This is a genomic window from Escherichia sp. WS1118 (genome assembly GCF_046487695.1).
In the GTDB taxonomy this organism is placed as follows: Bacteria; Pseudomonadota; Gammaproteobacteria; order Enterobacterales; family Enterobacteriaceae; genus Escherichia; species Escherichia coli.
Genome location: NZ_JBJQIZ010000001.1, coordinates 280,880 through 293,955 on the forward strand (window position 1 = coordinate 280,880; position 13,076 = coordinate 293,955).

The window sequence follows — 13,076 nt, forward strand, 5'->3', positions numbered from 1 at the left end:
AATGATGTCAGGAGAACACACGTTAAAAGCGGTACGAGGCAGTTTTATTGATGTCACCCGTACGGTCGATAACCCGGAAGAAATTGCCTCTGCGCTGCGGTTTATTGAGGATGGTTTATTACTCATTAAACAGGGAAAAGTGGAATGGTTTGGCGAATGGGAAGACGGAAAGCATCAAATTCCTGACACCATTCGCGTGCGCGACTATCGCGGCAAACTGATAGTACCGGGCTTTATCGATACACATATCCATTATCCGCAAAGTGAAATGGTGGGGGCCTATGGTGAACAATTGCTGGAGTGGTTGAATAAACACACCTTCCCTACTGAACGTCGTTATGAGGATTTAGAGTACGCCCGCGAGATGTCGGCGTTCTTCATCAAGCAGCTTTTACGTAACGGAACCACCACGGCGCTGGTGTTTGGCACTGTTCATCCACAATCCGTTGATGCGCTGTTTGAAGCCGCCAGTCATATCAATATGCGTATGATTGCCGGTAAAGTGATGATGGACCGAAACGCACCGGATTATCTGCTCGACACTGCCGAAAGCAGCTATCACCAAAGCAAAGAACTGATTGAACGCTGGCACAAAAATGGTCGTCTGTTGTATGCGATTACGCCACGCTTCGCCCCTACCTCATCTCCTGAACAGATGGCGATGGCGCAACGCCTGAAAGAAGAATATCCGGATACATGGGTACATACCCATCTCTGTGAAAACAAAGATGAAATTGCCTGGGTGAAATCGCTTTATCCTGACCATGATGGTTATCTTGATGTTTACCATCAGTACGGCCTGACCGGTAAAAATTGTGTCTTTGCTCACTGCGTCCATCTCGAAGAAAAAGAGTGGGATCGTCTCAGCGAAACCAAATCCAGCATTGCTTTCTGTCCGACCTCCAACCTTTACCTCGGCAGCGGCTTATTCAACTTGAAAAAAGCATGGCAGAAGAAAGTCAAAGTGGGCATGGGAACAGATATCGGTGCCGGAACAACTTTTAACATGCTGCAAACGCTGAACGAAGCCTACAAGGTATTGCAATTACAAGGCTATCGCCTCTCGGCATATGAAGCGTTTTACCTGGCCACGCTCGGCGGAGCGAAATCTCTGGGCCTTGACGATTTGATTGGCAACTTTTTACCTGGCAAAGAGGCTGATTTCGTGGTGATGGAACCCACTGCCACTCCGCTACAGCAGCTGCGCTATGACAACTCTGTTTCTTTAGTCGACAAATTGTTCGTGATGATGACGTTGGGCGATGACCGTTCGATCTACCGCACCTACGTTGATGGTCGTCTGGTGTACGAACGCAACTAATAATAAAACTTTAACATCCTCGTGAGGACATCATTATGTCTGGAGACATCCTACAAACACCGGACGCACCAAAGCCACAGGGCGCGCTGGATAATTATTTTAAAATTACCGCTCGTGGCAGTACCGTTCGTCAGGAAGTACTGGCTGGCTTAACGACCTTTCTGGCCATGGTTTATTCCGTTATCGTCGTTCCGGGAATGCTGGGCAAAGCAGGTTTTCCTCCCGCAGCTGTGTTTGTTGCCACCTGTCTGGTCGCGGGCTTCGGCTCGTTGCTGATGGGGTTATGGGCCAATTTGCCAATGGCGATTGGTTGCGCTATTTCCTTGACGGCGTTTACCGCATTCAGTCTGGTACTCGGGCAACAAATTAGCGTTCCTGTCGCACTGGGCGCAGTCTTTCTGATGGGCGTCATCTTCACCGCTATTTCCGTAACCGGTGTGCGTACCTGGATCTTACGTAATTTGCCGATGGGGATCGCTCACGGTACAGGTATCGGTATCGGCCTGTTTCTGCTGCTGATTGCTGCTAACGGTGTGGGAATGGTTATCAAAAACCCGATTGAAGGCTTGCCAGTGGCGCTCGGTGCGTTTACCTCCTTCCCGGTGATGATGAGCTTACTGGGGCTGGCGGTCATCTTCGGTCTGGAAAAGTGCCGCGTACCCGGCGGGATCTTGTTGGTGATTATTGCAATTTCGATCATCGGCTTAATCTTTGACCCAGCGGTGAAGTACCACGGTCTGGTGGCGATGCCAAGCCTGACTGGCGAAGATGGTAAGTCTCTGATTTTCAGCCTCGATATTATGGGCGCACTCCAGCCAACTGTACTTCCGAGTGTACTGGCATTGGTGATGACCGCAGTGTTCGACGCCACTGGCACCATCCGTGCCGTCGCCGGTCAGGCGAATTTGTTGGATAAAGACAACCAGATCATCAACGGCGGCAAAGCCCTGACCAGTGACTCAGTAAGTTCAATATTCTCCGGCCTGGTGGGCGCAGCGCCCGCGGCGGTTTATATCGAATCAGCGGCAGGAACCGCCGCCGGGGGGAAAACCGGTTTAACCGCAGCCGTTGTTGGTGCGTTGTTCCTGATGATTCTGTTTTTATCACCGTTGTCGTTTCTGATCCCCGGTTATGCTACTGCCCCCGCTCTGATGTACGTGGGTTTGCTGATGTTAAGCAACGTCTCGAAGCTGGATTTCAACGATTTTATTGACGCAATGGCTGGCCTGGTGTGTGCCGTGTTCATCGTTCTGACTTGTAATATCGTTACCGGTATTATGCTGGGCTTTGTAACACTGGTGGTGGGTCGCGTCTTTGCGCGCGAATGGCAAAAGCTGAATATTGGTACGGTGATCATTACTGCCGCACTGGTCGCGTTTTACGCGGGTGGTTGGGCAATCTAATAGATTCTCCGCGCCTTTCCGCGCGGAGATTTCTTTCAGAGAGGATTCTCACCGCTGGCAACAATACGCTGCTGGCGGACTCGCCTGAGTTCTCTTTCAGTCAGCAACTGCAACGCCTGTGTCGGGCAAGATTCAACGCAGGCTGGCCCCTCTTCCCGCTGTTCACAGAGATCGCATTTCACGATTTGTTGCCGGGTATCACCCGGCAATGACTGAATGGTGATCATCCCAAACGGGCACGCGCTAACGCAACTCTGACAGCCAATACAACGGGCAGAATTGGCCTGCACCACCTGCTCGCCCATCGTCAGCGCCCCCACGGGACAAGCGCCAACACAAGGGGCGTTTTCACACTGATGGCACATCACCGGCGCACTGATGCTATCCAGCCGTTGTACCTTCAGCCGGGGTAAAAAGATATCGGCATTCAACTCCTGTTCTGAAGGGTGAGCGACCACACAGGCCACTTCACAAGTACGGCAGCCAATACAGTCAGCCGGATTAACGATAATTAACGATTTCATCACGATGCCTTCGTATCAAACAGAGTTAACATATCGCGCGCCGCCTGCCTTCCTGCGGCCATTGCAGTGACAACCAGATCCGCGCCATGAACTGCATCACCACCAGCAAAGACTTTTTTCAGATGCGTCTGGGTGGGTAAATACCCGACGTCGCCGGTTTGAATCAGGCCCCATTTATCGAGTTTAATTCCGCTGCCCTGCAACCACGGCATGGTATGTGCCTGGAAACCAAAGGCCATAATGAGAACATCGGCGGGCAATTCAAACTCTGAACCCGCAACCGGACGAGGACGACGGCGACCATCCGGCCCCGGCTCACCCATGGCGGTACGAATCAGGCCCACCGCAGTTAAACGCCCATCTTCGTCACAAGCGATATATTGCGGCTGAACATTGAACTGAAACTCAACACCTTCCTCACGGGCATTGACCACCTCTTTGCGCGAACCCGGCATACTGACTTCATCACGACGATACGCACAGGTCACGCTGGCAGCATTAAGGCGGATGGAAGTCCGCAAACAATCCATTGTCGTATCGCCACCGCCCAATACCACAACTCGCTTACCTTCCACATCCGTCAGCGGATACTCTGCAGACTCCGGCAATCCCATGAGCTGGCGGGTATGGGCGGTCAGGAACGGTAACGCCTGAATGACACCAGGCGCATCTTCATGCGGCAGATCTGCTCGCATCATCCCGTAAGTCCCCACGCCGAGGAAAACAGCATCATATTCCGCCGTTAATTCGTTGAAAGAGATATCGCGGCCAATTTCACAGTTGAGATGGAAATCGATTCCCATTGCGATGAATATCTCTCGCCGCTGGCTTAATACCGTTTTATCGAGTTTGAAAGGAGGAATGCCAAAAGTCAGCATACCGCCAATTTCTGGATGGCGATCAAAGACATCAACCTGAACTCCCGCGCGCGCCAGAATATCAGCACACCCTAATCCTGCAGGTCCAGCGCCAATCACCGCCACTTTTTCGCTACGGGGAACAACTTTGCTGACATCGGGACGCCAGCCCATCGCCAGCGCAGTATCGGTGATGTAGCGTTCCAGATTACCGATAGAGACTGCGCCAGAGTGATCTTTCAAAGTACATGCGCCTTCACAAAGACGGTCCTGTGGACATACCCTGCCGCAGATTTCGGGTAAGGAACTGGTCTGGTGGCAAAGTTCTGCCGCTTCAATAATCTTTCCTTCCTGTACCAGACGGATGTAATCCGGAATAGCGTTATGCAGCGGGCAATGCCAGTTGCAGTTAGCTTTTTCGGCACAATAAACACAGCGGTCACTCTCATAAGTCGCTTGTTGTGGATCCAGCCCGCAATAGATTTCGCCAAAGTGGGTTTTCCGTTCACTCGCTGAAATTTTATCTGCGCCTTTACGCGAGTTAACGGGGAGCAACGCTGCACTGCGAGATGGCTGAGCGCCTGATGACGCTTTTCCTGCTGCCGTTTTGCGCTGGCGGGCCACCTTTATCTGCTGCAACCCTTTATCGTCCATCAGCCGTAACGCCTGTGTTGGGCAGACGTCAATACAGGCTTGCGTGCCGGAACTGCGCTGGTTACAAAGGTCGCATTTCTGCGCAATCGTATCGACCATCTCAACGACGCCAAAGGGGCAAGCGATTGCGCATCTTTTACAACCAATACATTTTTGTTCGTTCAGTTGTACGCTATCAGCCTGAAAAGTCAGAGCATAAACCGGACAAGCCGTAACGCAGGGGGCATTGTTGCAATGATGGCAGGCCACCGGATTCGCAGCCTGGCCCTTCCCAACAATGTGGATACGCGGTCGAAAGTCACTGTGACTCAGCGGCCAGTTTTCTTGATTATGTGCCACCGCACAGGCAATTTCACAAGCATGGCAGCCTATACATTCCGCAGCTTCAGCAGCGATAAACTTATTCATTTGCATCCCTTTCATTTAATGAGTTATGTCTTCTCAAATTTCGCGATGCAATAAACGGGCATATATTAGGTAGCATGACCGTTTTAATTATAATTTTGCAACTGAGTTCAAATTATTGCCCCTCAATCTATGCCGCTTTCATTATTTCAACATTGCCGATCAAAAGAATGCTATCCAGATAAAAACGATTAAATGCGAGAGTGCGACATGCCAGAATGATTAATGAAATATCAATATGAGAAAATTACAGATAATTCCATTGTCAGGTTCTCTTCTCATAATCGTGGTTTAACCACGATTATGTGATTGCCTCCGCAATTCCTGTCTCTAACTCCCCTTCCTCGCAAAAACTGGCACTCCACGAGCATGTGTTTAGACAGTTTCATGAACATAAACGGTTGCTTTTTACTCTGGCGGGCGAAAGGAGAAACACTGATGAGCGCCATAGATTCCCAACTTCCCTCATCTTCTGGGCAAGACCGCCCAACTGATGAGGTTGACCGCATATTATCACCAGGAAAGCTGATCATACTCGGTCTGCAACACGTCCTTGTCATGTACGCAGGTGCAGTCGCTGTTCCTCTTATGATTGGTGACCGACTCGGCCTATCAAAAGAAGCTATTGCGATGCTCATTAGCTCGGATCTCTTTTGCTGCGGGATCGTCACATTATTGCAATGTATCGGTATCGGCCGCTTTATGGGGATCCGCCTGCCGGTGATTATGTCGGTGACCTTCGCCGCTGTAACACCAATGATAGCTATTGGTATGAACCCGGATATCGGCCTGCTGGGGATATTCGGTGCCACTATCGCCGCGGGTTTTATCACCACATTATTAGCGCCACTTATCGGTCGCTTGATGCCTTTATTCCCGCCACTGGTTACCGGTGTGGTGATTACTTCTATCGGGCTTAGCATCATTCAGGTGGGTATTGACTGGGCCGCCGGAGGTAAAGGGAATCCGCAATATGGTAATCCCGTTTATTTAGGTATCTCCTTTGCCGTCTTAATTTTTATCTTGCTCATTACTCGCTATGCGAAAGGATTTATGTCCAATGTCGCCGTATTACTGGGGATTGTATTTGGCTTTTTACTTTCGTGGATGATGAATGAAGTCAATTTATCCGGGCTACATGATGCTTCATGGTTTGCGATTGTCACGCCGATGTCATTTGGTATGCCGATTTTCGATCCCGTTTCCATTCTGACCATGACTGCCGTGTTAATCATCGTGTTTATCGAGTCGATGGGGATGTTCCTGGCACTGGGTGAAATAGTCGGTCGCAAACTCTCTTCACACGATATTATTCGCGGGCTGCGTGTCGATGGTGTAGGGACAATGATAGGCGGAACGTTTAACAGCTTCCCCCACACGTCATTTTCTCAAAACGTTGGCCTGGTTAGCGTGACGCGCGTTCATAGCCGCTGGGTGTGCATTGCTTCCGGTATCATTTTGATCCTGTTCGGCATGGTGCCCAAAATGGCGGTGCTGGTGGCCTCGATTCCGCAATTTGTGCTGGGCGGCGCGGGGCTGGTGATGTTCGGCATGGTACTGGCGACAGGGATTCGAATTCTGTCGCGCTGTAACTACACCACTAACCGTTACAACCTCTATATTGTGGCGATCAGTCTCGGTGTTGGCATGACGCCAACGCTCTCTCACGATTTCTTTTCTAAGTTACCGGCCGTACTGCAACCGTTGCTGCATAGCGGCATTATGCTCGCAACCCTTAGCGCCGTTGTGCTGAACGTCTTCTTTAATGGCTACCAGCATCATGCTGACCTGGTGAAGGAATCCGTCTCTGATAAAGATTTAAAAGTCAGGACAGTACGTATGTGGCTTCTGATGCGCAAGCTGAAGAAAAATGAGCATGGAGAATAATATGAATCTTTTAATGCGCGCTATATTCAGTCTGCTGTTGCTTTTTACTCTCTCTATTCCTGTCATTTCTGATTGTGTTGCAATGGCCATTGAAAGTCGCTTCAAATATATGATGCTGCTTTTTTAAATGGTTTTTACCTGTCGACATCCGCTCAAAATGGGCGGTTGTCGATAAACGCTCACTTGGTTAATCATTTCACTCTTCTATTATCTATAATGATGAGTGATCAGAATTACATGTGAGATATTATGCAAACGGAACACGTCATTTTATTGAATGCACAGGGAGTTCCCACGGGTACGCTGGAAAAGTATGCCGCACACACGGCAGACACCCTCTTACATCTCGCGTTTTCCAGTTGGCTGTTTAATGCCAAAGGGCAATTATTAGTTACCCGCCGCGCCCTTAGCAAAAAAGCATGGCCTGGCGTGTGGACTAACTCGGTTTGTGGGCACCCACAACTGGGAGAAAGCAACGAAGAGGCGGTGATCCGCCGTTGCCGTTATGAGCTTGGCGTAGAAATTACGCCTCCTGAATCTATCTATCCTGACTTTCGCTACCGCGCCACCGATCCGAATGGCATTGTGGAAAATGAAGTGTGTCCGGTATTTGCCGCACGCACGACCAGTGCGTTACAGATCAACGATGATGAAGTGATGGATTATCAATGGTGTGATTTAGCAGCGGTTTTACGCGGTATTGATGCTACGCCGTGGGCGTTCAGTCCGTGGATGGTGATGCAGGCGACAAATCGCGAAGCCAGAAAACGATTATCTGCATTTACCCAGCTTAAATAAAAAACCCCGACGGTTGCCGGGGTTGTGAGCATAACGTAATGCTTATTTTACCGGACGCATCGCCGGGAACAGAATAACGTCGCGGATGGTATGGCTGTTGGTGAACAGCATTACCATACGGTCGATACCAATTCCCAGACCTGCTGTCGGCGGTAAGCCATGTTCCAGTGCGGTGACATAATCTTCGTCGTAGAACATCGCTTCGTCGTCACCTGCATCTTTCGCGGCAACCTGATCCAGGAAGCGCTGCGCCTGATCTTCCGCGTCATTCAGCTCGCTAAAGCCGTTACCGATTTCACGCCCTCCAATGAAGAACTCAAAGCGGTCTGTGATTTCCGGGTTAACGTCGTTACGACGCGCCAGAGGAGAAACTTCTGCCGGATATTCAGTAATGAAGGTCGGCTGGATCAGATGAGCTTCTGCCACTTCTTCGAAGATCTCGGTAACGATACGGCCCAGACCCCAACTCTTCTCAACGTGGATGCCGATAGATTCAGCAATCGCTTTCGCAGAGTCGAAGTTGTCCAGATCCGCCATGTCAGTTTCCGGGCGATATTTCTTGATCGCTTCACGCATGGTCAGTTTTTCGAACGGTTTACCGAAGTCCAGCGTTACGTCGCCGTAGGTCACTTCCGTCTTACCGAGAATATCCTGTGCCAGAGTACGGAACAGCGATTCGGTCAGCTCGATCAGATCTTTGTAATCTGCGTAAGCCATATAGAGTTCCATCATGGTGAACTCTGGGTTATGACGTACGGAAATACCTTCGTTACGGAAGTTACGGTTGATTTCGAATACACGCTCGAAGCCACCGACCACCAGACGCTTGAGGTACAGTTCCGGCGCGATACGCAGGTACATGTCGAGATCCAGCGCGTTATGGTGAGTGATAAACGGACGCGCAGCGGCACCGCCAGGGATCACCTGCATCATCGGCGTTTCAACTTCCATAAAGCCGCGGTTCACCATGAACTGGCGAATACCAGAGAGGATCTGCGAGCGCACTTTAAAGGTGTTGCGGGATTCATCGTTAGAGATGAGATCCAGATAACGCTGACGATAGCGCGCTTCCTGATCCTGCAAGCCGTGGAATTTATCCGGCAGCGGACGCAGTGCTTTGGTCAGCAGACGCAGCTCGGTACAGTGGATAGACAGTTCGCCGGTTTTGGTTTTGAACAGTTTACCTTTCGCGCCGAGGATGTCACCAAGGTCCCATTTTTTGAACTGCTCGTTGTAAACGCCTTCCGGCAGATCGTCACGGGCAACGTACAACTGAATGCGACCGCCAACGTCCTGCAGGGTAACGAAAGACGCTTTACCCATAATACGACGGGTCATCATGCGGCCAGCAACGGCGACTTCGATGTTCAGCGCTTCCAGTTCTTCGTTCTCTTTACCGTCGAATTCTGCGTGCAATTGGTCAGAGGTATGATCGCGACGGAAATCGTTCGGGAAGGCAATCCCCTGCTCACGCAGGTTCGCCAGCTTCTCACGACGCGTTTTCAGTTCATTGTTAAGATCGACTACCGCGTCAGCGCCCTGTGCGTGTTGTTCAGACATGTTGGTTCCTCATAACCCTGCTTTCAAACTTGCTTCGATAAATTGATCCAGGCTGCCGTCCAGCACGGCCTGCGTGTTGCGGGTTTCTACCCCGGTACGCAGATCTTTAATGCGGGAGTCATCAAGGACATAAGAACGAATCTGGCTGCCCCAGCCGATGTCGGATTTATTATCTTCCATCGCCTGTTTCTCGGCATTTTTCTTCTGCATCTCCAGTTCATAAAGCTTCGCTTTCATCTGCTTCATGGCCTGGTCTTTGTTCTTGTGCTGGGAACGGTCGTTCTGGCACTGAGTCACGATCCCGGTCGGGATGTGAGTAATACGCACCGCAGATTCGGTACGGTTAACGTGCTGACCGCCCGCGCCGGATGCGCGATAAACGTCGATGCGCAGATCTGCCGGATTGATTTCGATATCGATATCATCATCAACTTCCGGATAAACAAACGCGGAGCTGAACGACGTGTGGCGACGACCGCCGGAGTCAAACGGGCTCTTACGCACCAGGCGGTGAACGCCGGTTTCTGTACGCAGCCAGCCATAAGCGTAATCGCCGGAGATTTTGATCGTCACGGATTTAATACCCGCCACTTCACCTTCCGACTCTTCAATGATTTCAGTTTTGAAACCACGCGATTCAGCCCAGCGCAGATACATACGCTCAAGCATGCTCGCCCAGTCCTGTGCTTCCGTACCACCAGACCCCGCCTGAATATCGAGGTAGCAGTCGGCGCTGTCATATTCGCCAGAGAACATACGGCGGAACTCAAGCTGCGCCAGTTTTTCTTCCAGGGCGTCGAGTTCAGCAACGGCTTCGTTAAAGGTTTCTTCGTCGTCAGCTTCTACAGCCAGTTCCAGCAGACCAGAAACATCTTCCAGCCCCTGTTTCATTTGGTCGAGGGTGTCGACAACGGCTTCGAGGGAGGAACGCTCTTTACCCAGCGCCTGTGCACGTTCGGGTTCGTTCCAGACATCCGGCTGTTCCAGCTCGGCGTTTACTTCTTCCAGACGCTCTTTCTTGGCGTCATAGTCAAAGATACCCCCTAAGAACGTCGGAGCGTTCCGTGAGGTCCTGAATGCGATTATTTACCGGATTAATTTCAAACATGGTCTGATTTCTTTTATTGAGCTAGTCAAAATGCGGTGATAAGAGCGGGATTGTACCCAATCCACGCTCTTTTTTATAGAGAAGATGACGCTAAATTGGCCAGATATTGTCGATGATAATTTGCAGGCTGCGGTTGCCGCGAAACTCGTTGATATCGAGCTTGTAAGCCAGTTGCACTTCGCGCACACCGTTATCCGGCCAGAGGGCGGTATCGACATTAAAAGCAATCCCGTCCAGCAGTGGACCGCCGCCGACCGGTTCGACCATGACTTTCAAATGACGTTCGCCCACCAGCCGCTGTTGCAGCAGACGAAAATGACCATCAAACAGCGGCTCCGGGAACATCTGCCCCCACGGGCCAGCATCGCGCAACAGCTGCGCCACTTCCATGGTCATTTCGGCCGGACTTAACGGACCGTCCGACACCACTTCGCCTTGCAATAGCGAAGGGTCCAGCCACTCAGTAACCAGTTCGCCAAACCGTTGCTGAAAGAGTTCGAATTTATCCTCTTCCAGCGACAGGCCTGCCGCCATCGCATGACCGCCAAACTTCAGCATCATGCCGGGGTAGAGTGTGTCTAATCGCTCCAGCGCATCACGCATATGCAGCCCCTGAATGGAGCGACCGGAACCTTTCAGCGTACCGTCACCCGCAGGCGCAAAAGCGATAACCGGACGGTGAAAACGCTCTTTAATACGCGAAGCCAGAATACCAACCACGCCCTGATGCCATTCCGGGTGATACATCGCTAGGCCGCCGGGTAGCGTGTCGCGGCTGCGCTCCAGTTTCTCGCACAGGGTCAGGGCTTCAACCTGCATTCCCTGTTCGATCTCTTTTCGCGTCTGGTTTAGCGCATCGAGTTCATTTGCCAGCACGCGCGCTTCGCCGATGTTGTCGCACAGCAACAGCGCCACGCCAACGGACATATCGTCCAGTCGCCCGGCAGCATTGAGACGTGGCCCCAGCGCAAAACCTAAATCGCTGGCGGCGAGTTTTTGTGGATCGCGATTGGCCACTTCCAGCAGCGCTTTAATCCCCGGACGGCACTTTCCGGCACGGATGCGACTCATCCCCTGCCAGGTCAGAATGCGATTATTAGCGTCCAGCGGCACGACGTCCGCCACTGTCCCCAACGCTACCAGATCCAGCAGTTCTGCCAGATTAGGAATTGCGATGCCGCGTTCATCAAACCAGCCCTGATCGCGCAAAAAAGTGCGTAACGCCAGCATCAGATAAAACGCCACGCCAACGCCCGCCAGTGATTTCGACGGGAAATTACAGTCGCGCAAGTTAGGGTTAATGATCGCTTCCGCTGCGGGTAATGTGTCGCCTGGCAAATGGTGATCGGTAACAATAACCGGAATGCCCAACGAACGAGCGTGTTCAACCCCCGCATGGGAGGAAATACCGTTATCCACCGTGACAATTAACTGCGCGCCACGGGCATGAGCCTGATCGACTACTTCCGGGCTTAAGCCGTAACCGTCTTCGAAACGGTTTGGAACCAGGTAGTCGATATTGCTGCAACCAAGCGAGCGCATCGCCAGCACGCTTAGAGCCGTGCTGGTCGCACCGTCGGCGTCGAAATCACCGACCACAATAATCCGCGTTCCTTCGCGAAAAGCGTTGTAAAGGATCTCAACGGCCTTTTCGACGCCGCTCAGTTGCTGCCAGGGCAGCATGCCTTTAACACTGCGTTCCAGTTCCTGCGCGCTACGCACACCCCGGCTGGCATATAAACGGCGCAGCAAGGGAGGCAATTCAGCGGGCAAGTCGGCCGTTTCATCGACTTCTCGGCGACGAAGTTGTATCTGTTGTTTCACGCGAATTATTTACCGCTGGTCATTTTTTGGTGTTCGTCGAGGAATTCTTTCATGTCTTTCGGCGGCTGGTAACCCGGAACAAGTGTGCCATTGCTCAGCACAACTGCCGGAGTACCGCTAACGCCAAGCTGGACGCCAAGTGCGTAATGGTCGGCAATATCCACGTCGCAGCTGGCTGGTGCGACGCTTTTACCTGCCATCACATCATCAAACGCTTTGTTTTTATCTTTCGCACACCAGATAGCTTTCATTTCTTTCTCTGCATCGCTGTCCAGCCCCTGGCGCGGGAAAGCAAGATAACGCACGGTGATCCCCAGCGCGTTGTAGTCTGCCATTTGCTCATGCAGTTTGTGGCAGTAACCACAGGTAATATCAGTAAACACGGTGATGACGTGTTTTTCCTGCGGCGCTTTATAAACGATCATCTCTTTTTCAAGCGCATTCAACTGCTTTAACAGCATCTTATTGGTGACATTGACCGGAGCCGTGCCACTAACGTCATACATTGGCCCCTGAATGATATGTTTACCATCATCGGTGATGTACAACACACCGCTGTTAGTCAGAACTGTCTTCATGCCAGCTACGGGCGCGGGCTGAATATCGCTGCTTTTGATGCCCATTTTGGCTAACGTTTGTTGAATTGCCGCGTCATCAGCCTGAACAAAGCCTGAAAACGCTGCCAACAAGGTAAATAACATAAAACCTTTCTTCATAAATTTTCCTGTTCTTTTC

General features: G+C 51.3%; 12 protein-coding genes. 5 read left to right on the forward strand and 7 right to left on the reverse strand.

Annotated features, from left to right (window positions below):
* Window positions 1-4 precede the first annotated feature (4 nt).
* The gene (guaD, locus tag ACJHYO_RS01320; protein WP_001296347.1) at window positions 5-1,321 is read left to right on the forward strand and encodes a guanine deaminase; all 1,317 of its coding nucleotides are present in this window, start codon (window positions 5-7) and stop codon (window positions 1,319-1,321) included.
* A gap of 35 nt (window positions 1,322-1,356) precedes the next feature.
* The gene (gene ghxQ / locus ACJHYO_RS01325; RefSeq protein WP_000012160.1) at window positions 1,357-2,724 is read left to right on the forward strand and encodes a guanine/hypoxanthine transporter GhxQ; all 1,368 of its coding nucleotides are present in this window, start codon (window positions 1,357-1,359) and stop codon (window positions 2,722-2,724) included.
* A 35-nt stretch (window positions 2,725-2,759) separates the two neighbouring features.
* On the opposite strand, the gene ACJHYO_RS01330 is transcribed toward ghxQ, so the two are convergent.
* Together ACJHYO_RS01330 and ygfT are read right to left on the reverse strand one after the other, a co-directional pair.
* Window positions 2,760-3,248 carry a 4Fe-4S dicluster domain-containing protein gene (locus ACJHYO_RS01330; protein ID WP_000838414.1) on the reverse strand — a complete coding sequence of 163 codons (489 nt, stop codon included), beginning with the start codon at window positions 3,246-3,248 and terminating at the stop codon, window positions 2,760-2,762.
* Window positions 3,248-5,167: a formate-dependent uric acid utilization protein YgfT gene (gene ygfT, locus ACJHYO_RS01335; RefSeq protein WP_001608514.1), complete on the reverse strand. Its 1,920-nt coding sequence runs from the start codon at window positions 5,165-5,167 to the stop codon at window positions 3,248-3,250. Before ygfT ends, ACJHYO_RS01330 begins: the two co-directional genes overlap by 1 nt.
* Window positions 5,168-5,602: 435 nt before the next feature.
* Here ygfT and uacT point away from each other — a divergent pair, with 435 nt between their 5' ends.
* Window positions 5,603-7,051: a urate/proton symporter UacT gene (gene uacT, locus ACJHYO_RS01340; protein WP_001363024.1), complete on the forward strand. Its 1,449-nt coding sequence runs from the start codon at window positions 5,603-5,605 to the stop codon at window positions 7,049-7,051.
* A gap of 1 nt (window position 7,052) precedes the next feature.
* On the forward strand, window positions 7,053-7,178 hold the full coding sequence (gene yqfG / locus ACJHYO_RS01345) for a protein YqfG (RefSeq protein ID WP_001050745.1): 126 nt from the start codon (window positions 7,053-7,055) through the stop codon (window positions 7,176-7,178).
* Here yqfG and ACJHYO_RS01350 read toward each other — a convergent pair.
* Window positions 7,175-7,246: a hypothetical protein gene (locus tag ACJHYO_RS01350; protein WP_122989841.1), complete on the reverse strand. Its 72-nt coding sequence runs from the start codon at window positions 7,244-7,246 to the stop codon at window positions 7,175-7,177. The two genes, yqfG and ACJHYO_RS01350, sit on opposite strands and share 4 nt — an antisense overlap.
* Window positions 7,247-7,300: 54 nt before the next feature.
* Here ACJHYO_RS01350 and idi point away from each other — a divergent pair, with 54 nt between their 5' ends.
* Window positions 7,301-7,849, forward strand: coding sequence for an isopentenyl-diphosphate Delta-isomerase (gene idi / locus ACJHYO_RS01355; protein ID WP_001192798.1), 549 nt, complete (start codon window positions 7,301-7,303; stop codon window positions 7,847-7,849).
* 42 nt (window positions 7,850-7,891) lie between these two features.
* Here the strand turns inward: idi and lysS are convergent, their stop codons facing one another.
* The 4 genes from lysS to dsbC form a co-directional block, all read right to left on the reverse strand.
* Entirely contained in the window at window positions 7,892-9,409 is a 1,518-nt protein-coding gene (gene lysS, locus ACJHYO_RS01360) for a lysine--tRNA ligase (RefSeq protein ID WP_000003071.1), read from the reverse strand.
* Between the two features lie 9 nt (window positions 9,410-9,418).
* Window positions 9,419-10,517, reverse strand: a protein-coding gene (prfB, locus tag ACJHYO_RS01365) for a peptide chain release factor 2 (RefSeq protein ID WP_001701073.1) whose coding sequence is annotated in 2 segments (ribosomal slippage) — window positions 9,419-10,441 and window positions 10,443-10,517 — 1,098 coding nt in all. Because the reading frame shifts where the segments join, the coding sequence is not laid out codon by codon here.
* Window positions 10,518-10,607: 90 nt separating this feature from the next.
* Complete coding sequence (gene recJ, locus ACJHYO_RS01370) at window positions 10,608-12,341, reverse strand: single-stranded-DNA-specific exonuclease RecJ (RefSeq protein ID WP_000813190.1); 1,734 nt, start codon at window positions 12,339-12,341, stop codon at window positions 10,608-10,610.
* Between the two features lie 5 nt (window positions 12,342-12,346).
* Window positions 12,347-13,057 carry a bifunctional protein-disulfide isomerase/oxidoreductase DsbC gene (gene dsbC, locus ACJHYO_RS01375; protein WP_000715230.1) on the reverse strand — a complete coding sequence of 237 codons (711 nt, stop codon included), beginning with the start codon at window positions 13,055-13,057 and terminating at the stop codon, window positions 12,347-12,349.
* Between the last annotated feature and the right edge of the window lie 19 nt (window positions 13,058-13,076).